The sequence below is a fragment of the Candidatus Dadabacteria bacterium genome, from assembly GCA_009840385.1.
Taxonomy (GTDB): Bacteria; Desulfobacterota_D; UBA1144; order Nemesobacterales; family Nemesobacteraceae; genus Nemesobacter; species Nemesobacter australis.
This window is the reverse complement of sequence record VXNX01000013.1, coordinates 698,998-721,085: the sequence shown is the minus strand read 5'-3', so window position 1 is coordinate 721,085 and position 22,088 is coordinate 698,998. Positions and strand designations below refer to the sequence as shown.

General features: G+C 53.8%; 19 protein-coding genes. 7 read left to right on the top strand and 12 right to left on the bottom strand.

The genetic code is table 11. The features are described from left to right. Positions 1 to 7: 7 nt before the first annotated feature. From F4X55_07830 to F4X55_07815, 4 genes are read right to left on the bottom strand one after another with little or no spacing between them, the layout of a single operon-like run. Positions 8 to 307 (bottom strand): YggT family protein, encoded by a 300-nt coding sequence (locus F4X55_07830; protein MYC40897.1) that lies wholly within the window; start codon positions 305 to 307, stop codon positions 8 to 10. Position 308: 1 nt separating this feature from the next. After that, entirely contained in the window at positions 309 to 1,124 is an 816-nt protein-coding gene (gene proC, locus F4X55_07825) for a pyrroline-5-carboxylate reductase (protein ID MYC40896.1), read from the bottom strand. 8 nt (positions 1,125 to 1,132) lie between these two features. Beyond that, positions 1,133 to 1,822 carry a YggS family pyridoxal phosphate-dependent enzyme gene (locus F4X55_07820; protein ID MYC40895.1) on the bottom strand — a complete coding sequence of 230 codons (690 nt, stop codon included), beginning with the start codon at positions 1,820 to 1,822 and terminating at the stop codon, positions 1,133 to 1,135. After that, positions 1,806 to 2,417, bottom strand: coding sequence for a septum formation inhibitor Maf (locus F4X55_07815; GenBank protein ID MYC40894.1), 612 nt, complete (start codon positions 2,415 to 2,417; stop codon positions 1,806 to 1,808). The genes F4X55_07820 and F4X55_07815 overlap by 17 nt, the downstream gene beginning before the upstream one ends. Before the next feature lie 75 nt (positions 2,418 to 2,492). On the opposite strand from F4X55_07815, the gene prmC reads away from it, so the two are divergent. Genes prmC through F4X55_07800 form a run of 3 tightly spaced genes read left to right on the top strand, consistent with a single transcriptional unit; the run spans position 2,493 to position 5,193 of the window. Further along, a complete protein-coding gene (gene prmC, locus F4X55_07810) occupies positions 2,493 to 3,335 on the top strand; it encodes a peptide chain release factor N(5)-glutamine methyltransferase (protein ID MYC40893.1) in 843 nt (280 codons plus the stop codon). Further along, on the top strand, positions 3,323 to 4,579 hold the full coding sequence (gene murA, locus F4X55_07805) for a UDP-N-acetylglucosamine 1-carboxyvinyltransferase (protein ID MYC40892.1): 1,257 nt from the start codon (positions 3,323 to 3,325) through the stop codon (positions 4,577 to 4,579). The genes prmC and murA overlap by 13 nt, the downstream gene beginning before the upstream one ends. Further along, positions 4,576 to 5,193 carry an ATP phosphoribosyltransferase gene (locus F4X55_07800; protein ID MYC40891.1) on the top strand — a complete coding sequence of 206 codons (618 nt, stop codon included), beginning with the start codon at positions 4,576 to 4,578 and terminating at the stop codon, positions 5,191 to 5,193. The genes murA and F4X55_07800 overlap by 4 nt, the downstream gene beginning before the upstream one ends. Before the next feature lie 30 nt (positions 5,194 to 5,223). Here F4X55_07800 and F4X55_07795 read toward each other — a convergent pair whose 3' ends face one another. Then, on the bottom strand, positions 5,224 to 6,276 hold the full coding sequence (locus F4X55_07795; GenBank protein MYC40890.1) for a PA0069 family radical SAM protein: 1,053 nt from the start codon (positions 6,274 to 6,276) through the stop codon (positions 5,224 to 5,226). 78 nt (positions 6,277 to 6,354) lie between these two features. Continuing rightward, the gene (locus F4X55_07790; GenBank protein ID MYC40889.1) at positions 6,355 to 8,766 is read right to left on the bottom strand and encodes an endopeptidase La; all 2,412 of its coding nucleotides are present in this window, start codon (positions 8,764 to 8,766) and stop codon (positions 6,355 to 6,357) included. Between the two features lie 205 nt (positions 8,767 to 8,971). On the opposite strand from F4X55_07790, the gene F4X55_07785 reads away from it, so the two are divergent. The 4 genes from F4X55_07785 (at position 8,972) to F4X55_07770 (ending at position 14,678) form a co-directional block, all read left to right on the top strand. Beyond that, on the top strand, positions 8,972 to 9,466 hold the full coding sequence (locus F4X55_07785; GenBank protein MYC40888.1) for a ferritin: 495 nt from the start codon (positions 8,972 to 8,974) through the stop codon (positions 9,464 to 9,466). A 182-nt stretch (positions 9,467 to 9,648) separates the two neighbouring features. Then, a complete protein-coding gene (locus F4X55_07780) occupies positions 9,649 to 10,953 on the top strand; it encodes a hypothetical protein (protein ID MYC40887.1) in 1,305 nt (434 codons plus the stop codon). Between the two features lie 20 nt (positions 10,954 to 10,973). Continuing rightward, positions 10,974 to 12,701, top strand: coding sequence for a gamma-glutamyltransferase (gene ggt / locus F4X55_07775; protein ID MYC40886.1), 1,728 nt, complete (start codon positions 10,974 to 10,976; stop codon positions 12,699 to 12,701). Positions 12,702 to 12,749: 48 nt separating this feature from the next. Then, positions 12,750 to 14,678 carry an autotransporter domain-containing protein gene (locus F4X55_07770; protein MYC40885.1) on the top strand — a complete coding sequence of 643 codons (1,929 nt, stop codon included), beginning with the start codon at positions 12,750 to 12,752 and terminating at the stop codon, positions 14,676 to 14,678. 36 nt (positions 14,679 to 14,714) lie between these two features. On the opposite strand, the gene nadA is transcribed toward F4X55_07770, so the two are convergent. From nadA to F4X55_07740, 6 genes are read right to left on the bottom strand one after another with little or no spacing between them, the layout of a single operon-like run. After that, on the bottom strand, positions 14,715 to 15,668 hold the full coding sequence (gene nadA, locus F4X55_07765) for a quinolinate synthase NadA (protein ID MYC40884.1): 954 nt from the start codon (positions 15,666 to 15,668) through the stop codon (positions 14,715 to 14,717). Between the two features lie 34 nt (positions 15,669 to 15,702). Next, positions 15,703 to 16,554 carry a carboxylating nicotinate-nucleotide diphosphorylase gene (gene nadC / locus F4X55_07760; GenBank protein ID MYC40883.1) on the bottom strand — a complete coding sequence of 284 codons (852 nt, stop codon included), beginning with the start codon at positions 16,552 to 16,554 and terminating at the stop codon, positions 15,703 to 15,705. Next, complete coding sequence (gene nadB / locus F4X55_07755; protein ID MYC40882.1) at positions 16,554 to 18,134, bottom strand: L-aspartate oxidase; 1,581 nt, start codon at positions 18,132 to 18,134, stop codon at positions 16,554 to 16,556. The genes nadC and nadB overlap by 1 nt, the downstream gene beginning before the upstream one ends. A 21-nt stretch (positions 18,135 to 18,155) precedes the next feature. Next, positions 18,156 to 20,858: a [protein-PII] uridylyltransferase gene (gene glnD, locus F4X55_07750; protein ID MYC40881.1), complete on the bottom strand. Its 2,703-nt coding sequence runs from the start codon at positions 20,856 to 20,858 to the stop codon at positions 18,156 to 18,158. Then, entirely contained in the window at positions 20,801 to 21,439 is a 639-nt protein-coding gene (locus F4X55_07745; protein ID MYC40880.1) for an O-methyltransferase, read from the bottom strand. Before F4X55_07745 ends, glnD begins: the two co-directional genes overlap by 58 nt. Next, positions 21,439 to 21,999 carry a cob(I)yrinic acid a,c-diamide adenosyltransferase gene (locus F4X55_07740; GenBank protein ID MYC40879.1) on the bottom strand — a complete coding sequence of 187 codons (561 nt, stop codon included), beginning with the start codon at positions 21,997 to 21,999 and terminating at the stop codon, positions 21,439 to 21,441. The genes F4X55_07745 and F4X55_07740 overlap by 1 nt, the downstream gene beginning before the upstream one ends. Positions 22,000 to 22,088 lie beyond the last annotated feature (89 nt).

Genomic DNA, 22,088 nt, shown 5'->3' with positions numbered 1-22,088 from the left:
TAAACCACTACAAACCGGCCGCAATCTGGAAAAGAGAGTTTACGACGGCACGCTTTATAAAAACTATCAGAAGCAGCACCACTATCGGACTCAGGTCTATTGAGCCCCCGAGGGGAGGCATGTATCTTCTGACAAAACCCAGAACCGGCTCCGTGGCCGAGTAAAGAAACCTCACTATGGGATTGTACGGGTCGGGATTCACCCAGGAGAGTATCGCCCGTCCCACTATGAGCCATATGTAGACACTAAGAAGTATGTCCACCACTTCCGCTACGGCCCTTAAAAAATTGCCTCCTAATATTTCCATGTCAGTCCTCCTCTCCTGAAAGTTCCGCGGAACGTCTTGCTGCCGATTCGACAGCAGATATTACAGCGGCCCGAAAACCACCCTGCTCAAGCGAATGAATCCCGCTTGCCGTGGTTCCCCCGGGCGATGTGACCATGTCCTTTATCTCGGCCGGATGTTTGGCGCTCTCCTGAACCATTTTCGAGGTGCCCAGAACCGTCTGCACGGCAAGATCCGTGGCAAGTTTTCTTGAAAGCCCCATTTTAACCGCTCCGTCGCAAAGCGCCTCGATGAAAATCGACACAAACGCCGGGCCGCTTCCGGAAAGAGCGGTAACGGCATCCATAACGCCTTCGCTATCAACCCTAAAGGCTTTTCCCAAAGACCCAAGGACGGTGAGAACCAGATCTTCCTCCTCAACGGAGAACCCCTCCCCGAAATAAACGCAGGAGGCCCCCTCAAGCACCAGACTCGGAGCATTTGGCATAACCCGGGCAAGTTTTATATCCCTGCCTACAAGCTTTTTTATGGAAGAGTGCTTCACTCCGGCCGCGATTGAAATGTAGAGCTTGTCTTTAGTGGCAACGTTTCTCACTTCCGTGCAGACCGCAGGAATTACCTGGGGTTTCACGGAGAAAATCACTATGTCGGACTTTTTCACCGCTTCCCTGTTATCAGGGGTAGTCGCAACTCCGTATTGCGACGACAGGCAGGAGAGCCTCTCGGGGTCTATGTCTGAGAGCGTTATGTCCTTTTTCTTAAAGCTCCCCGAGGCAAGAAGTCCCCTTATCATCGCCTCGGCCATGTTCCCCGCTCCTATGAACGCTGCCTTTTTCATTCTCAAATTCACCCGGGCCTCGGACCGAAGAGCGCCGAACCGACCCTTAGAATCGTGGCTCCCTCTTCAATCGCCACCTCGAAATCGTTGCTCATGCCCATTGAAAGCTCCTGTACGGCCGGAAATTCCCCCGCTACCTCGTCTCTCATCTCCCTAAGTCCCGAAAACCATGGCCTCCCCATCTCGGGATCCTCAAAGTAAGGAGGCATTATCATGAGTCCCTCAAGCGAAACGTTTCGGAACCGGGAAGCGCTCTCGAGAAACTCCCGAAGGTCATCCCCGCAAATCCCGTTTTTGCTCTCCTCGCCGCCGTTTATCTCCACAAGCGCCCGGACACAGATTCCGGCAGCCGCGGCCCTTTTATCAAGTTCCGCCACAAGGGCCATGTTGTCAACCGCGTGTATAAGATCCGCCTTGCCCAAAACGTACTTAACCTTGTTTCTCTGCAGAGCCCCGACAAAGTGCCAGCGAAGCATTCCGTCCGCTTGGTTCCCGGCCTCCTTCTGCTTGTCGCGAAGTTCCTGGGCGTAATTCTCCCCGAAATCACAAAGCCCAAGCCGGTTGGCCTCCAGAATCACGTCGATGGAAAACTTCTTGGAGACCGCAACCAGCTTCACCTCCCCCCGGTTCCTTCCGGATCTTCGGCACGCTTCCCCGATTCTCTCTTCCACCCAGTCTATTCTATTCTTCAAACCCATCCGGACTGAAACCTTCCACGACACCTATACCCGAGAGTACGGAAACCAGTTCAAAAAGCGGGAGTCCGACGACCCCCGTGTAGGAACCTCTTATCCACTCGACAAGACAGGACCCGGCACCCTGGATGGCGTAGGCACCCGCTTTGTCCATGGGCTCCCCGGTTTTAATGTACCGACGCATCCCCTTGCTATCAAGGGACTTCATCCGCACTTCGGTACGGGTGGCACCCAGGTAAATGACCTCTGAGGGGGATTTCGCCACGCAGAAGCCCGTTATGACCTCATGGGTCTTTCCGGAAAGTTTTTGCAGCATCGAAAACGCGTCCTCTTCGCTTTTGGGCTTGCCGAGAATCTCTCCCGAAACAGAAACGACCGTGTCGCTGCCTACGACGATTCGCCCCCGCTGCACACTCCCGGAAACGCTGAGCGCTTTTTCCCTGGCCATGCGCTTTGCAAAATCAAGCGGTCCCTCTCCCTCCCGGGCCCTCTCGCGCACCCGGGGCTCAATCACTTCGAAATCAAGACCCACTCTCGCGAGCAGCTCCCGCCTTCTCGGGGAAGAGGACGCCAGTATAAAGCTTCTGCTTTTAAGCATTTAGGGAAAACCCCTCCGGGCCGGAGCCTGAAACTTGAAAACGCGTCTTTCGCGTATACACTCATCCAAGCTCAAATGGAACTGAAAAAACTTTACCTGAAAGGTAGAAAAAGCTTCGAGAGAAACGGTTTCGAGTGCCCCGGCATAGAAACAAGAGCGATACTCGCAAGAAGCCTAGACGCAGACCCGCTGGAACTCTACGCCCATCCGGAAAGACGCGTGGGTTCCAAGCGCGCAGAAGCGTTCGAAAAACTCCTTCACAGGCGCCTCGCGGGAGAACCGCTGGCGTATGTAACCGGCGAGCGGGAATTCTATTCAAGGCCCTTTGCCGTGACGCCGGACGTCCTGATACCGAGACCGGAGACCGAAACGCTCGCGGAACTCGCCATAGAAACCGCGGGGCAGATGAAAAATCCCCGGGTTCTTGACCTCGGCACGGGAAGCGGCTGTATTGCCGTAACCGTCTTTCTTGAGACGCGAGGCTGCAGGGTCTTCGCCTCGGACGTATCCGCCGCCGCACTTTCGGTAGCGAGAAAAAACGCACGCACGCACGGCGCACGCATACAGTTTGTAAACTCCGATCTTCTTGGCTGCTTTGCAAAATCCTCGTTTGACATCATAATTTCCAATCCGCCTTACGTCTCCCAAGCGCAGTACGAGAGCCTTTCCAAGGAAATAAGGTGCTATGAGCCCCGCTCCGCGCTTGTCGGCGGAAAGGACGGGCTTGCGTATATAAGGAAAATAACTGCCGCAGCCACAAAAGCGCTTCGCGAAGGAGGCTTTCTGCTTCTCGAGATCGGAGCCGGGCAGGCGCAAAGCGTAGAAGGTATAGTTCGTGAAAACGGTTTTTCCGACATACGTTTCGAAACCGATATCGGCGATATAAGAAGGGTAGTGAAAGCGACTTGGAAAAAATAATAATAGAGGGGAAAAAGAGGCTTTCGGGAGAGATAACGGTCGGCGGAGCGAAAAACGCCGTGCTCCCCATAATGGCGGCCTGCATACTCAACGACGGGGAGAATACCATCTCGAATGTTCCGGACCTGGCGGACGTGCGGACGATGATGAAGCTCCTCGAAACCCTGGGCGCGAGATGCGAGTACACAGACGGAGAACTGCTCGTCGACTCGAGCACCATTGACCACTACAAGGCTCCCTACGATCTGGTAAAGACGATGAGGGCTTCCGTTCTGGTTCTGGGACCGCTTGTGGCCCGCTTTAAAAAAGCCGAGGTATCTCTTCCCGGAGGATGCGCGATAGGGGAGAGACCCATAGACCAGCATATAAAGGGACTTCGCATTCTGGGGACTTCCGTGCGCCTCGAAGACGGTTACGTGAGCGCCGCGGCGGAAAAACTTGAGGGAACCACCGTCCCCTTCGATCTCTCGACCGTTACGGGAACCGAAAATATAATGCTGCTCGCAAGCCTCTGCGAAGGAGAAACCGTCATCCTAAACGCCGCCTGCGAGCCTGAAGTGGTGGATCTCGCAAACGCGCTCAACTTGATGGGAGCGAAAATAGAAGGGGCGGGGACGGATATAATAACGATAACGGGGGCAAGCTCTCTCGGTCCGCTTAAAGACTACAGGGTTATGCCCGACAGGATAGAGGCGGGAACCCTGATGATAGCGGGCGCCCTTAACGAAAGCGACCTCACGATAAGGAACTGCAGATTCGAGCATCTGGGGGCGCTTACGGGAAAACTGCTCCAGACCGGGACGGAAATAGAGAAAAACGGGGATTCTATCAGAGTCCGGGGCACGGGAGAGATAAGAAGCATAGATTTCTCCACCCTTCCCTACCCAGGATTTCCGACCGATATGCAGGCCCAGATGATGATACTCATGTGCGTTGCCGACGGAATGAGCGTGATAACGGAAAACATATTTCCGCAGAGATTCATGCACACCGCTGAACTGCGGAGGATGGGCGCGGACATCAAGCTCGTGGGAAACAGCGCCGTGGTAAGGGGGGTACGGGAAATTAGGGGCGCCCCCATAATGGCGAGCGATCTTCGGGCAAGCGCCTCGCTAGTGTTGGCCGGGCTCTGCGGCGCCGGCAAAACCGAAGTGTCGAGAATCTATCATCTTGACCGCGGATATGAGAAACTTGATGAAAAGCTTCGCTCCGTAGGAGCCAGCATCTGGAGGGAAAAAGAGTGATAACGATAGCGACGCCCAGAGGAAGACTGCTTGAGGAGACCGTTGAGCTTTTCAAAAGAGCCTCGATAGACATAACGGAAATAATCGGGGATTCGAGAAAGCTCATATTCGAGTTCGAAGAGGAGGGAATCAAGCTGCTTATAGTGAGACCCACGGATGTCGCCTCCTATGTCGAGTACGGCGCCGCGGACTGCGGAATAGTCGGCAAGGACACCCTCATGGAGCAGGATTGCAATCTTTACGAACCCCTCGACCTCAAAATAGGGAAATGCAAGATGGTGGTCGCCGCTCCGAGGGGCTTCGATAAATCGGGCAAGACCTCCTTGCGGATCGCCAGTAAGTATCCGAAAATCGCAAGCGACTTCTACAACAAAAAAGGCGTAACCGCGGAAGTCATAAAACTCTACGGCTCGGTTGAGCTGGCGCCCATAATAGGCCTCTGCGACGTAATAGTGGATCTTACGGCCTCGGGGGAAACGCTTAAGAAAAACGAACTTGAGATAGTCGAAGTGGTTACGGAGATAAGCGCAAAGTTCGTCGTTAACAAGGTGAGCATGAAAATAAAGTCAAAGGAGATCAAGCTGCTGCTGGCCAAGCTTGAAAAGGCAAGGTAGGCCGTAGGCTCCTTATTTCACGGCGGCGCATCAGAAAAGCGAAAGCTGACCGGCTCCGCCCCTTCTGAAGCGGGAAACGTCAAGAGGCGCCTTTCTCCCCGAAAAGCCGAATTTTCCGTAAGCGACGCGAAAAATCCTCTCCGTCTGCTCGGCGAAAATCCCCTTCCCTCTCATCCGGACACTGTACTCAGAAGAATTAAGCTCCCCGTCCCTCATCGACTCGATCCGCCCGAGAACCTTTTTCTTCCTGCCGGGGTAGTGACGCTCGAGCCACGAAGAGAATATATCGCCCACGCCATAGGGCAGCCTGAGCATCACATAACCTGCGTCCTGAGCCCCGCGGGCCGAAGCCTCTTTCATTATGGCCGGAATCTCGTGATCCGTGAGTCCGGGAATCACCGGGGCTATAAGCACCGTAACGGGAATGCCCGCATCCGCGAGCCTAGCTATTGCTCTTAGCCTGTATTCGGGGTGCGAGGCCCGCGGTTCCATTTTTCTTGAGAGTTCGCCGTCAAGGGTCGTGACGGAGATGATCACGCTGGCGCAGCCAATTTCGGCCATGTCGGAGAGGATATCGAGATCACGGGTCACCAGATAGTTTTTAGTCACTATGCCGACCGGGTTTTGGAATTCGCGCAGGACCTCGAGGCATTTTCTCGTTATCCGAAAATGTTTTTCCGCAGGCTGATAGCAGTCCGTGACCCCGCTCATCGCTATAGGCTTAGGAACCCATTTCGCCGAACTAAGCTCTTTCCTTAAAAGCTCCGGGGCGTTCTGCTTGACGAAAATTTTCGTTTCGAAATCAAGCCCCGCGGAAAGCCCCAGATACTCGTGCGTGGGCCTAGCGTAGCAGTAAACGCATCCGTGCTCGCACCCCCTGTAGGGATTGACGCTCGCGTCAAAGGAAACGTCGGGACTCTGGTTGTAGGAGATTATGGTTTTCGTCCGGTCCCTGTAGTAAACGGTCTCGGGGACACCCTCAGCTGCAGGCGCTTCCCCGTCCGCAACGAAGTCGATCCGCTCGAACCTTCCCGCCGGGTTCTCCGGCGATCCCCTTCCTTTTATCGCGGGCTTCACTTTCAGAGTCTCCCTGAAACTAAAAAGCCCCAAAGCGGCATCAACCGCCTCGGGGCTTTTAAAACACTAAACGACTTTTTCCCTTCAGTTTATGTTCTTCGGCACCGGGTCGGTCTCAATAGCGTAGCCGGCCTTGGGAACGACGAAGTTCTTAAGCACCGGCTCATCGGAGAGGATTACCTTTTCAACAACCTCGTCCATATGCTCCACGGTGGTTATCTTAACCTCTTTTCTCACGTTCTCCGGTATGTCCTCGATATCCTTCTTGTTCTCCACGGGAATCAGCACTTCCTTCACCCTGCCCCTGTGGGCCGCGAGGATTTTTTCCTTGAGCCCTCCAATGGTAAGCACCCTTCCGCGAAGCGTTATCTCTCCCGTCATGGCAACTTCCCTGTTTATGGGCTTTCTGGTGATGGCGCTCACTATGGCGCTCGCTATCGCTATGCCGGCACTCGGTCCATCCTTGGGAGTAGCTCCCTCGGGAACGTGAATGTGTATATCCACGTTCTGATAGAACAGCCTTTCAAGCCCCAAGCGCTGCGCCCTGCTCCTCACGTAGCTCATAGCCGCGCGCGCGGACTCCTGCATTACCTCCCCGAGCTTGCCGGTCACGGTAAAATTCCCCTTGCCGGGAACGATCGAGACCTCTATAGTGAGAAGCTCCCCTCCAAGTTCCGTCCAAGCAAGACCCGTCGCGGCTCCCACCTGGTCGGTCTGCTCGATCTCCCCGTACTCGTACTTGGGAGTACCAAGATACTTGTTAACGCTCTTGGCCGTAATGTTGACCCCCTTGGTCTTTTTCTTCTCGACTATCTCCCTCGCCACTTTCCTGCATAGCGCCGCTATCTCCCTCTCGAGGTTCCTGACGCCGCTTTCCTTCGTGTACCTCCTTATAATCTGCAGAAGCGCCTCGTTCTTTATGGACACCTTGTGGTCGTTTAGACCGTGGTTCTCCTTCTGCTTTCCTATAAGGAATTTCCTGGCTATCTGGAGCTTTTCCCCCTCGGTGTAGCCCGGAAGGCGGATTATCTCCATGCGGTCCTGAAGCGCCCAGGGAATAGTGTGCAGCACGTTGGCCGTCATTATGAACATCACCTTCGAGAGGTCGTAGTCGGCCTCGATGTAATGATCGTTGAAACTTGAGTTCTGCTCGGGGTCGAGGGCTTCGAGAAGCGCTGAAGCCGGGTCTCCCCTGAAGTCCATCCCAAGCTTGTCGATCTCGTCAAGGAGAAAAACCGGGTTCACGGTTCCGGCCTTTTTCATTCCCTGTATGATCTTGCCGGGAAGGGCCCCTATGTAGGTTCTTCTGTGTCCCCTTATCTCGGCCTCGTCGCGCACACCGCCAAGAGAGGTCCTTACGAACTTGCGGCCCATGGCGCGCGCTATGGATTTGGCCAGGGAGGTCTTTCCGACCCCCGGAGGTCCGACAAAGCACAGTATCGGCCCCTTGAGCTTCTCTGTGAGAACGCGCACCGCCAGATATTCAAGTATCCTCTCCTTGGGTTTTTCAAGGCCGTAGTGATCCTCATCAAGGATCGTCGCGGCTCCCTTGAGATCAAGGCTGTCCTCGGTTTTCTCCTCTATCCACGGCAGATCAAGAAGCCAGTCGATATAGTTTCTGACCACTGTGGCCTCGGCCGACATGGAGGACATCATGCGAAGCTTGCCTATCTCTCTCTTAACCCTCTGCTCCACGTCCTCCGGAAGGGTCTTCTCCTTCAGTTTTTCCTCAAATTCGTCTATTTCGCTTTTAAGGTCGTCGCCTGTGCCGAGCTCTTTCTGTATGGCCTTCATCTGCTCGTTGAGGTAGTACTCCCTCTGGGCCTTTTCCATCTGCTTTTTGACCCTTTTCCCTATCCGCTTTTCCATCTGGAGTATCTCAAGCTCGGACTGCATCTTCTCGCAGAGCTTCTCAAGCCTCTCGAGCGGATGGATCACCTCGAGGATCTCCTGCTTGTCCGAAAGCTTCATGTTAAGATGCGAAGCGACCGTGTCGCCGAGCTTGCCCGGCTCGTCAATCGACATGAAAGTGACGAGAGTCTCGGAGGGAATCTTGGTGTTCAGCTTCACGTAATCCTCGAAAAGCTTGGTCGCCGAACGCATAAGCGCCTCAACCTCGACGCTCTCCCCCGGCGGCTCCTCTATCTCATTCACCTTCACGACGAACATGTCCTTGTGGGTGACAAAGCCCGCTATGGAGGCTCTTTTCTTGCCCTCGACGAGCACCTTCACCGTGCCGTCGGGAAGCCGGAGCATCTGAACTATCGTTCCGATGGTCCCGATTTTGTACATGTCCTCGTTTCCGGGTTCGTTCACCTTCGCGTCTTTCTGCGCCGAAAGGAATATTTCCTTGCTGCCCTTCGCCGCCTCTTCAAGGGCCTTGATAGACTTTTCCCTGCCCACGAAAAGCGGAGCCAGCATGTAGGGGTAAATAACTACGTCGCGAAGCGGAAGGAGCGGAAGAACTTTCTCGTTAACATTTACGGAATCTGACATTTTCTCCTCCTCGTAAAAAAAAGGCCTGTTTAGATTATATAATAACGATTCGGATCTTTACAAGGTCTAGTATTATACAGCATGCGGGGGATCAGGCATAATCAAGAGGGGAAATCCTTATTGGGAATTATTACCATTTAGTAGTAATTTTTAATAAACAGGTTATCATTAACACTGCAAAGCAAGAAACCAAGGAGGAGTTAAAATGATTGACAGCGACATACAGGACGCGATAAACACGCAGATAAGAAACGAATACTATTCATCCTATCTCTACCTTTCAATGGCCGCCTACTGCGAATCCAGGAACTTTCCGGGTTTCGCAAGCTGGCTACGCAAACAGAGCGAAGAGGAGCTTGTCCACGCGATGAAGTTCTTCGACTACCTGCTTGACAGGGGAGGAAGAGTAGTCCTGGAATCGATAGAGCAGCCCGCTTCCGAGTTCGGAGCTTTTGTCGAGATGTTCGAGGAGGTGCTCGAGCATGAGAGGGAGGTGACCGGGATGATAAACAATCTCTACGATCTGGCCACCTCGAAAAACGACCAGGCGACTTTGGTAATGCTTCACTGGTTCATAGAAGAGCAGGTTGAAGAGGAAAAAAGCGCCGAAGAAGTCGTTGAGCAGCTGAAACTCGCCGAAGACAGCCCGGCGGCGCTTCTGATCCTGGACAGGGAACTCGCCGCAAGAGAGGGAGAATAAGCAAAAGCGGAGCGTTTTTTCCTTGCAAGTAATTTTTGTCGGGGAAGAACCGTCTCTACCTCCCCTCTCCGGTTTCTTCAGGCAAAAATTCCACCAGTCTTTACTTTCAGTCTCCGGTATGTATTTTAGTCAGGTTTTGGATTAAAACTGTTCTCCACAGTCGGGAGAAAGGAAGCGGACAGTTGGGAATAAAGTACAACCGGCCTGAAGTAAACAGGCAGATTACAAAACAGCTCATAAACGACTACGGAGCGATTGTTTCCACTCTGATCAAGGTCTTCGGCTGCGAAAGCCTTGAGCACGTGCAGAGATCGTGCGCCAACTCCTTTGAGAAAATGAGGGCCAAGTGGGGGAAAGAAGGCATCCCCGATGATCCCCAAGGCGCGGTGTGGACTGACATAACGGAGAACTCAAGCAAGCTTTTCTGCAGAAAGATAAACTACCTCTCCAGGCTAAACGAGGGAGAGGAAAGAATCGACGTGTCGGGGTTCCGGCTCCCCTTCCCCCCAAAAGAGGAAGTGACGAAAAACCTGGTTGAACTTCTCTTTGCGCTGTCCTCCGCCCGGATAGAGAGATCCTTTCAGAAGTACCTGATACTGAACGTACTCTGCGGATTTTCGAGTTCCTCTCTAGCCAGAATACTTGAGAGAAACGAAAAGGCGCTCGAGGAACAACTCGCCTCGGAAAGAAAAAAAATAACCGAAGGAGCCGTTCGCCTGACCCGGGCCGAAGCGGAGAGAAATCTCGGGGCAGTGACAAAGAACATTTACGAGATTTTCTCTCTCGGCCAAAGCGGTCTGCGAAAAGGAACACCTTCAACCCCTTCCCTGTGTTTTTCCGCGATAAGACTGGGCGAGGCGCTGCTTGACTTCCCAGCTACTAAAAAACCCGGGGTTCATGCCCTTTTATCATTCATGCTGCTAAACGCCTCAAGGCTTCACACCATGAACGACGGTACCGGAAAACCTCTCGGGATAAAGGAGCAGAACAGGGAACTTTGGGACAGGAACATGATCAAAAGGGGATTCGAGCACCTGGCCCTGTCAGCCGAGGAAGGTGGAGAGGTCACGGAGATTCACTTAAAGGCCGGCGTTGACGCTGTGCACTCCCTGGCGGAAAAATACGGGGACACGAACTGGGACAGAATAATCTCTCTCTACGATAAATACCTGGCATGCAACTACTGTCCGCTCGTCGAGCTCCAAAAAGCAATCGCCATCTCGAAAACCCGGGGACCCGAAGAAGGTCTTGAGGCGATAAGGGACATACGCAAGGTCGAGGAACTGTCATCGAACGATCTTCTGTACTCGACTCTGGGCAATCTTCATTTCCAGCTTCACAAGTACGAAGACGCTATATCGAACTTCAATCGCGCAATCGGCCTTGCCGAAGGAACTTTCGAGAGAGCGTTCTATTCCAAAAAAATAAAGATCTGCGAAGACAGGATAAACATGTCGAAGCGCTACAGACACGGAATTTCCTTTTAAACGCTCCCCGGCCACTTAAGATGCCCGCGGACTCAATCCTTAAACACACCGTCGCACTCCTACTAGTCTTATCTATCTTGGTCACCTCCGCCCGCGCGGAACCCGGTTCCTCAAGCAGAGATACGGCGGAACCCGCGTCCCTTCGAAACGGCATGATCGTATCCGAGGAAAGGGTAGCAACTCTTGTCGGCCTCTCGGTGCTCAAGGAGGGTGGAAACGCGGTTGATGCCGCGGTTGCCATGGGATTCGCGCTTGCGGTCACTTACCCGAGGGCCGGGAATCTCGGGGGCGGCGGATTCATGCTGGTTCATCTGGGCAAAACCGGGCGGACCGTCGCCATAGACTACAGGGAAAAGGCCCCGCTTAAAGCCACGCGCAACATGTTTCTAGATGAAAAAAGAGAAGTGAACATCGAGCGGGCACGCCACAGCGTTTATTCCTCTGGAGTTCCGGGAACGGTTGCGGGCCTCTCCCTCGCACTCGAGAAATACGGGACCATGCCTCTTGAAAAAGTCATTGCGCCCGCGATAAGGCTTGCGGAAGAGGGTTTTGCGGTTTCGGCGGAACTCAGAGAATCGCTTCTCGGGGCAAAAGAACGGATGAAAAAATCAGCCGAGAGCATGGATGTTTTTTTCAGAAAGGACGGAGAGCCTCCCCGGGAAGGGGAAATCCTGAGGCAGAAGAATCTTGCGTGGAGCCTGAAGCAGATAAGCAGAAACGGGCCGCAAGCGTTTTACAGGGGGGCCATAGCGAAGAAAATCACGGCTTACATGAAAAACAAAGGCGGGCTTATAACCAAAATGGACCTGGCGTCGTATGAAGCCGTGGCAAGAGAACCCGTGACCGGGAACTACAGAGGCTACAAAATTTACTCGATGCCGCCTCCAAGCTCGGGCGGGGTTCTTCTAATCGGGATGCTCAACATTCTCGAGCACTATCCTCTCCAGCAGTACGGACATAACTCCGCCCGGTACGTTCACGTTCTCTCGGAAACCATGAAGCTTGCGTACGCGGACAGGTCAGAATATCTGGGCGACCCGGACTTCTCCCCCGTTCCCACAGAACAATTAATCTCAAAACAGTACGCAAAACGCCTCGCAAACCGGATTAATCCGGAAAAAGCGACTCCAAGCAGATACGTAAAGCCCGGCTCTCCCGTCTCTGTCCAAGACGCCAACACAACGCATTTCACGGTAGCCGACAGGTTCGGAAACGTGGTTTCAAACACGTACACGCTTAACTTCTCCTACGGCTCTGGGCTCGCCGTGCCGGAAACCGGAATACTGCTGAACAATGAAATGGACGATTTCTCGGCAAAGCCCGGGGCGCCCAACGCCTACGGCCTTACAGGCGGCGAAAAAAACTCCATAGCCCCCGGCAAAAGAATGCTGAGCTCTATGACCCCGACCATAGTGCTGAAGGATGGGGAGCTTTTTCTCGCAACGGGAAGCCCCGGGGGAAGCAGGATAATAACGTCCGTGCTCCAGGTAATCCTGAACATGATCGACCACAAGATGAACATACGGGAGGCCACATCGGCACCGAGGGTACATCACCAGTGGTTCCCCGACATCTTGTACGTGGAAAAGGAAGCGGGAGAAAATCTGGCGGCCGAGCTCCGGAAAAAAGGGTACGAAGCAAAAAGAACCGGCCCGATAGGAAGGACGCAGAGCGTATCCAGAGTCAACGGAGTTTTTCACGGGGCGGCCGACCCCAGGCATCCGGGGGGACTGGCGCGGGGGTACTGATTCACCGGAAAAACAAGTCGCCGCAAACTCATCTCAAAAACCGGTGCCATGTGGAAGATGCCGTATACAGATGGTAAAATTAATATTGAAATAAAATCCCAAGGAGTACCCCAAATGTTTCGGCGTCTGAATTTTGCACTTTTGATTGCAATACTGTTCGGGGTTGTCTACAGCGTTCAGGCCCAAACTTTTCATTCCGTCGTCGTGTTCGGCGACAGCTTGACCGACTCCGGAAATATCGCCCAGACCAGCGGCCTCCCGGCCGGCACAAGCTTCACCACAAATCCCGACCCTGTCTGGGCCGAGATAGTGGCCGAAACCTTCGGAGCATCGATAACCAATTCGCTCGCCGGCGGAACAAACTATTCCTGGGGAGGCGCCTGCGTAAATCCGACCGGCCCATGTGAGAATCCTGTGCCTACAACACACCAGCAGATTAACCAGCATCTCTCAGGGGCAAGCGCCGATCCGAACACGTTTTACATGATCTGGGGCGGCGCAAACGATATAAGCGCCGTAGCCGGGGAAAATCAGTCTGATCCACAAGGCGCACTCGACGGCGCCTTGGAAGCGGCGGAAGCGTACGTAGATCAGATCCGAGGTCTTCAGGACGCCGGCGCGCGCTACATCGTTGTTCTTAACTTGCCCGACATCGGCAAAACCTTAAACTCTCAGCGTGCCGGAGCCGAAGCTGCAGCGGGACTCTCCACCCTATCCGGCTCTTACAATGAAGCGCTAGACACGGGTCTTGCTTCTCTGGAACGCGGAATCATCCCCATAAATGTCTCCGCACTGATGGACGAGATAATTGAAGCCCCCGCTAACTACGGTTTTACCAACATTGATGATATAGCTTGCACTCCAGGTTCCAATCCCCTGCGCCCCGATGGAGGACTGGAGTCAATCGTGTGCGGTCCGACCGACTCGGGCTATCTATCGCCTCCCGACGCCAGTGAGAACTATCTTTTTGCGGACGGTTCCCATCCCAGCGGAGCGGTTCACGCTGCGATCGCAAACACGGTAACTTCCACCCTCGCGGCCCCGGTTCAGGTATCACTTGGGGGGGAGGGAGGAGTAGAGATTGCCAGAGTGCACCGCGACGCCGTATTTACGGAGCGGATGCTTGATCTCGGGCCTAGCCGTTCGACCGGGAAATGGCACAGCTACGCGAGGGGCCACATAGGCAAATACGAACTCGAATCCCTGCCCCATCTGGGTGAAACGAAGGCCGAAACGCGGGCGCTTACCTTGGGTACCGACTACCGCGTCGGGAATGTACTCCATCTGGGCGCGGCATTGAGCTTCGGGAACCACGACAGCGACATCCCGGGCGCAAGCATTGACAGCTTCGTTGTGACCGGCTCGCTGCACGGCACGCTCATTTACGACATTTTTTACCTAAGCAGTGCCTTTAACGCGGGCGGAGCATCCATTGACATCAACCGTTCGATCCGGCTCGGATCGGCACTGCGCACGGAGCACGGCTCCACAAGCTCTTATCAGTTCGGAACCGATGTTGAGGCGGGCTGGGTTCTAGGCAGATCCGAGGGATATATACACAACCTGTTTTTGGGGCTCGGATGGCTCAATCAGAAAATCGACGGCTACAGTGAAAACGGCACTAGCTCCACCTCGATGAATTTCTCGGACTTTGAACGCGACTCCCTAGTTGCGAGAGCGGGTTATCAGATCAAAGGAAATCCGGGTTTAAGCGAAAGGCTGCTCCCGTATCTCCGCGTTTCTTACGAGAGAGAACTTAACGACGATCCAGTTTCGGTCACCGCAGGATCAAACACCATGTCCGGCCGCTTTACTTTCTCGGGTTTCGAGCCGCCGAAGGAATGGGTGAACGCCGGCGGCGGCCTTATCGCCGACATCGGCAGCCGGACGAAAACTTTCATCGGCTACTCGGGGCGATTCGGCAACGACTCTAAACTCAACCACGAGTTCAGTCTCGGAGCGCGCATTACATTCTAGTCATGATGATTTGACCTTTATGTAATAAAGCGGCGGTTATTGAGCCGAGATGTAGAGCATCCTGTCTATCGATTTTTTAGCCTTGCGAGCGATGTCTTCCGGAACCCTGACCTCGTACACCTCTTCTCTTAACGAGTTCAGCACCTTCTCAACCGTTATCATCTTCATATATTCGCAGATCGCGTCGGCTTTGGCGGGGTAGAACTCTTTTTCGGGACTCTGCTTCCTTAGCGTATGAAGAATGCCGGTTTCAGTCGCTACCACGAACTCCGGAGTATCGGAATTGCGCGTGTAGTCAATCATCTTTCCGGTAGAGAAAAACTTTATCTCCTTCGCAAGCTCATCATCCCCGGCCGCGGAGTGAAGAAAAGAGGTGGTGCAGCCGCATTCGGGGTGAACTATCATCTCCGCGTTAGGATAGGATTCCTTTATCCTCCTTATGTCCTTCGGCCGTATTCCCGCGTGGACATGGCACTCCCCGGGCCAGATGTGAATCTTTCTGCCCGTAGCCTTGGAAACGAAAGCGCCCAGGAACATGTCCGGCAGAAAAAGTATCTCCTTGTCCTTGGGAATGGATTCCACTATCTTGACGGCGTTTGAGGAAGTGACGCAGTAGTCGGTCTCCGACTTAACTGCGGCCGAGGTATTAACGTAGGAGACCACGAGGGCGTCGGGATGCTCCGATTTCCACTTTTTAAGCTGTTCGAGGTTTATGGTCTCGGCGAGGGAGCAGCCCGCCTCGGGATCCGGAATAAGCACTTTTTTGTCGGGAGAGATGATGGACGCGGTTTCGGCCATGAAGTGAACCCCGCAGAAGATAATGATTTCCGCTTCGGTTTCAGAAGCCTTCTGCGAGAGACCCAGTGAGTCCCCGGTATAATCGGCAAGGTCTTGGATTTCGGGTATCTGGTAGTTGTGGGCCAGAATTACCGCGTTTTTTTCCCTTCTGAGCCTGTCTATTTCTTCTGAAATGTCACGCACGCTGTCCATCTCAACAGCCGAACCCCTATTATACGGCCTGCAGTCAAGATTCTAACACATCAAAAGAAATATCTAAACACGGAGCCGAGTGCGTAAGGGCGCCGACGGATATGAAATCGACTCCGCTTCGGGCTATCTCCCCTACGTTCTCAAGGGTGACTCCGCCGGATGCCTCGACAAGCGCGCGGCGGTCTATGAAACTCACGGCTTCTCTTGTTTGCGCAATGTCCATGTTGTCAAGCATTATGACGTCGGCGCCGCAGGAAACCGCCTCCTTCACCTGCTCCAAGGTTTTAGTCTCAACCTCTATGGGGAAAGTATCTCCAACGTTTTCCCTTGCCCTCCCGACGGCTGCCGCTATGCCTCCTGCGGCCTTTATGTGATTGTCCTTTATGAGCACTCCATCGTAAAGCCCGCCGCGGTGATTATGTCCCCCGCCCGCGGCCACGGCATACTTGCTGATCCACCTGAGTCCCGGAAGCGTCTTTCTCGTATCTTTTATCTTAACTCCGGACCCGTCCGCGGCCTTGACGAAAGAAGAGGTGAGAGTCGAGATCCCGCTCATTTTCTGAAGAATGTTAAGGGCTGTCCGCTCAGCCGAAAGAATCGCCCTGCTCCTGCCCGTAACGCGAGCGATAACGTCTCCGGGCGAGACCCCGTCCCCGTCGCAAACCATCTCCTCCCACTCGCAGTCAGGGTCAAGTTTCCGGAAAACCGCACCGGAGAGCCCGACCCCCGAGATAACACCGCTCCCCTTCGCACGCAGTTCTCCTGTCAAAACTGCATCTTCGGGAACGATGCTCTCCGTAGTAACGTCCCCGTTCCCTATATCTTCCCGAAGGGCAAGATCCAAGACGGCTTCCACTTCCTGGGGGTAACTTTCGCGGATTTTCATCAATCGGCTCCGTAGACTTCTAAATCCTTCCTGAAAATCAGGTGCTTTTCATAATCCGTGTCCTCTTCCGGATAATCAGACCTCAGGTGGGCTCCCCGAGATTCCTTCCTCAAAAGAGCTCCCCGTGCGACGAGCAGACAAACATCGAGCATCGTCCCGAGCTTGAACCCGAACCACCCCGTAACGTCCTCGCTTGCCGAGGAAATCTCCTCGAGCCGCGCGATGAATCGCTCTATTCCCTCCCGCTCCCTCACTATCCCGAGATGCGTGCTCATCCCCCCGATTATCGCATCTCTGGCTTCGTTGAAAAACTCGGTGTCAGCTCCCCTGGTGTCGGCAAGCATAAAACCCTCGAAATCTCCTCCAACGCCGCCCGGGCGGCCCGCGCGCGCCGCGCCGTCAATGCATCTTTTGGCAAACACCATGCACTCGAGAAGAGAATTGCTCGCAAGACGGTTAGCCCCGTGCACACCGGTGTTTGAAACCTCGCCGCAGGCGTAAAGCCCTTCTATGCTGGTTTCCCCCATGAGACCGGTTCTCACTCCCCCTATGGTGTAATGGGCGGCGGGAGCCACGGGGATGCGGTCCCTGGCAAGGTCAAAACCCGAGTTTCTGCAGAGTTTTTCTATGTTTGAGAACCTTTTTCTGACGAACTCTGGATCCATGTGAGAGAGATCAAGGCACACGTAGTCTTCCTCGCAGGATCTCATCTCGCCGTGAATCGCCTTTGAAACCACGTCTCTAGGGGCAAGCTCTAGAAGGGAGCTGTAGCGTTCCATGAATCTTTCTCCCCGGGCGTTCAGAAGATATGCGCCTTCTCCCCTTATCGCCTCGGTCAAAAGAAAGGCCTCGCCTTTCGGACCGCTGAACACCGTGGGGTGGAACTGCACGAATTCCATGTCGGAGATCTCGGCCCCAGCCCTCCAAGCAAGCGATATGCCTTCCCCCGAGGCTCCTTCCGGATTGGTGGTCCTCCTGTATAGAGCGCTTGCGCCGCCGGTGGCCAGGATGGTCGAAGGAGAGGCTATTCTCACGTAGCTTTTCTTCCCCTCGTCGTAACCCCAGACACCGTAGCATCTTTCCCCATCCGAGATTATGTCTGTAACCGTGACAAGCTCAAGAATGGTTACCGATTCGCTTGAACTCACGTAAGAGATCAGAAAATCGATCATCTCCTTTCCCGTGGAGTCGCCTCCCGCGTGAAGAACTCTTCTTTTCGAATGACCCCCCTCGAGGCCGAGCAGGAGACCGCTGTCGTCTGAATCGAATTTCATGCCGAGATTTATAAGATCCGCAACCCTCTCCCTTCCCTCTTCAACCAGAATCTCCACGGCGCGGGCGTCGCAAAGCCCTCTCCCCGCGGCAACTGTGTCCTCTTTGTGAAAGACCGGAGAATCCTCAGGATCGACGGCTGCCGCGATTCCCCCCTGAGCCCAGTAAGAATTGCTCTGCACAAGGGTTTGTTTGGTCACCACAACGCACCGGCCGAGAGACGACGCGCACACGGCGGCGTAAAGGCCTGCGAGTCCACCGCCCACAACAAGAAAATCGCACTCAACGTCAATAATTTCCACACTCATTAAAACCGCCGCCTTATCTCTCTAGCTCACCGCGGATATAAGGGAATCCTCTATCTTTTTCAGTTTCTTGGGACCGCCTATCTTACGCCCCCTCGAATCGCGAACGTAAAACGTATCTACAACCTGATCGGCCTTGGTCGAGATCTTGGCGTAGTCAATCGAAAGACCCAGTTCCGCAATCGCTTTTGTGATGCCGTAGAGAAGCCCTTCTCTGTCATGGGCATAGACCTCCATAACGGTCGCCTTGTCGGAAGATTCGTTGTCAAACACGATTTCCGGAGGATATTCGGGAACCTTCCTTCCGTAGGAGGAATAATTTCTCTTCCTTCTCTCAACGAGTTCGTCCACATCAACATCTCCGTCAAGCGCCTTCCTCAGGTTCTTCTCCACTTTTTTCCACACCTCGTCGTACTCCTCTTCGGTCAGGTGATCGGCCCTGTCCACGTAGAAAACGTCAAGCGCCTTTTTGTCAAGTGTGGTTACGATTCTCGCACCCAGAATATTAAGTCCGTTTGCGCTGAGAATCCCGCAGAACACCGAAAATATTCCCTTCTTGTCGGGGGCGCAAACAGTGAACTCGTCGTATTCCCCGTAGCGGACAACCTCCGTCGCAAACTTTCCCTCCATGGAGCCAATCAATTTCACGTGGCGTAAAATGTTCTGTCTTGAGAACTGGCTGAAATAGGAAATCGGCATCTTTTTCAGTATTTTTCTCACTTTCCGCTCGGGAATCTCCCCTTCGGCGTCCGCCACTATGTCCGAGGTCATCTTGTGCACCCATTCCTCTTCGGTTTTGCGCCGGTACGTGCCCGCAGACATCTGCCGAAGAGTCTTTATGTAGAGTTCCTGAAGCAGCATTCCCGTCCAGTCCCTCCACACGTCGGGACCGACCGATCTTATGTCCGCAAAGGTCAGCAGGTATAGAAGGGAGAGGGTCTCCTGGTCCGGAATGGATTTGGCCAGCCGTTTCAGCACTACCGGGTCCTCAAGATCCCTTCTCTGGGAGAAATGAACCATGGCCAGATGATGTCTCACAAGGAATTCAAGCTGCTCCGCATCCGAGGCGCCAAGCCCCATCCTCTCGGCTATCTTAGGAATCATGGCGGCCCCTTTCTGCGCGTGGCTTCCCCCTTGGCCTTTTCCCATGTCGTGGAAAAGGCACGCGAGGAAAAGAACATGTCTTTTCACCAGAGCCTCGGAGATTTTGGTAAGAAAAGGGAACTTTTCCTCGTATTCGTAATTTATAAGCCTTTCGATTTCCCTCACCATGAATATGGAATGTATATCGACCGTATAGACATGGTAGGAATCGAACTGCACCATGCAGACTATCTTTCCGAATTCCGGTATCAAGCGTCCCAGAAGGCGTATCTCGTTCATCTTGAGCAGCATTTTCGAGACATCCTTTCCGAAACGCAGAAGCCTTGTGAATATCCTGTTGAACTCCGGGTCGTTTCTGACTTTTTCGTCTACACGGAAGACCTGTTCTCCCATGAGAAGCTCAAGGTATTCGGTGAATTCGACCGAGTAGCGATCAGCGTACTCAAACGCGCGCAGGAAATTGCAGAAGTCCTCGCTGAAAACGTTCCTGCTCGTCACGGAGAGATATTTGCCCCGTATAGTAAACCCATGGTCAAGATGAACGGCCTTTCTGGTGAGCCTTCCCCGCGCATAGACCCTGGTGCATTTTTCCGTCAGCCTGCGGGACTGCTGCACCACCACCGCGGCGCGCAGGTAGTAAATTCTCATGAACTTTTCAACCGCGCGGAGGTTCCCGTCCCTGTAGCCGAAAGATTTAGCCGCCTGGGACTGGAATTCGAAACTCAGGTTGTCCTCCCGTCTTTTCGCCTGGTAATGCAGCTGCGCGCGCACGAGCAGAAGGAAATTAAGGCATTTGCGCATTACCATGTATTCCTTTTCCGAGATAAAGCCTCTTTGAAGCACTTCCTCAAAGTTTTTGGCCTTGTAGCTTGCCTGGGCGATCCACATCGCCGTCTGGAACTCCCTCAGCCCTCCCCTTCCTTCCTTGACGTTCGGTTCAAGTATGTAGAGGGTCTTTCCGTACCTCTCTCCCCTGCTGTCCCTCTCTTCGATCTTCCTCTTTATGAAATCATGCGAGATCTTGGGGAGCACCTCGCCATAAATTTCGTTCTCAAGCTCGTCGTAAAGACCCCTGTCCCCGCAGATGAACCTCGAGTCAAGGAGCGAACTCAGGATAGTGACATCGTTTTTGTCCATGGAGAGTTCCCTGCATTCATCGACGCTTCTCGTGCAGTTTCCTATATCCATCTTGGTGTCCCAGAGGAGGTAAAGAAGGCGCTCTATTATCTCTTCCGCGAGACCCTTTGAACCTTTTTCGTGGAGAAAAAGAAGGTCTATGTCGGAGTACGGGGAGAGCTCTTCCCTGCCGTAACCACCCAGAGCAACTATGGAGACGCCTTTAAGTTCCGGATAACCGTACTGCGAAAGGGCCTGCTTGATGAAGCTGTCCACAACTGCAGTCCTCTCGCGTGCAAGCTCGTAGCCTATCAGGGCCCTGTTTCTTCTTCTCCTCGCGTAATGGCGCCTGCGTATGTGCTCGTAGGAGTCCGTGAAAAAAGCCACTAGATCCTTTTCTGTGATTTCAGGTTTTCTCACTGCGGAATCCCAAGAAAATAAAATATCCACTAAATCCTGACGCTGATCGCCACCCCGTCGCGAAGGGGAACCACCGTTGAGAAAAATTCCGGGTCTGAAAACAAAAGCCGGTTAAACTCCAAGATCCCCTCGGTGCTCTCAGAACCCTCGCCCTTGAGAACTCTCCCTCCCCAAAGCACGTTATCGGTAATGAGCATGCCCCCGGGGTTAAGCTTCTCCCGCACAAGCTCGATTACCCGCGGGTAGTCCTCTTTGTCAACGTCATTGAATATCATATCAAATTTACGGTTCGAATTCGCCAGTATATCGAGGGCGTCCCCGCAGACAAAACGAAGTTTGCGAATCTGCCCGGCCCGCGCAAAGTACTCGCGCGCCGCCTCCCCGTTTTCCTCAAGCCAGTCCGTGCAGGTTATCGCCTCTTCGCCTTCAGTAAAAAGAGAGAGCCAGAGAGCCGAATACCCGAACCCCGAACCCATCTCGAAAATGCTCCGCGGCCTCCGCAGAAGACATATCTGGGAGAGGAACCTTCCCACGAGGGGCCCCACTATTTTCACGTCGCTTTCTTCCGCCCGCTTCTCCATTTCGTAGAAAACCTCGTGGACTCGGGGATAAAGAGAACGGATGTATTCTTCAATCTCGGGGTTCGTTATGGTTAAGGTTTCGTCCATCACCCGTCCTCGCTCCGCCCGAAATCGACGAATATCTCCCCCGTTCCCGAGGTCTTGTTCTCGACTCTGGCAAGAACGAAAAGAAGATCAGAGAGACGGTTAAGATAAACCAGAACATCCCTCCCCTCTTTTGAATCCCCCAAAAGCGCCTCGACTCCTCTCTCGGCTCTCCTGCACACCGCGCGGGCGAGATGAAGATAGGATGCGCCTTCTGACCCTCCGGGCAGAACAAATTCCCGAAGCTCCCCTACCTCGGGCAAAAATGCGTCTATGTGCTTCTCAAGCTCCTGTGCCATCTGAGCGGTTACTCTGGGGGCGGAAAAGGTCGAATCCTGCGGGGTCGCCAGATCACTCCCCACGGTGAAAAGGGCGTTCTGTATTCCCCGCAGAAGATCCCCGACTCTTGGATCGACCGCCTTCGTGCAGGCGACCCCAAGAACCGAGTTAAGCTCGTCCACATCTCCGTACGCCTCGACCCTCAGGGACGATTTTCTCACCCTCTTTCCGCCGAGAAGCGAAGTTTTCCCGTCATCTCCAAGACCCGTGTAAACAGAAGTTATTCTTTTTTTCGGCACGTAAAAAATTTTAACCGCCTCCCTGCGAGCTTCAATTGCGATTTAAAACCTAGCCCGCCGGCTCCTGCCTTGCC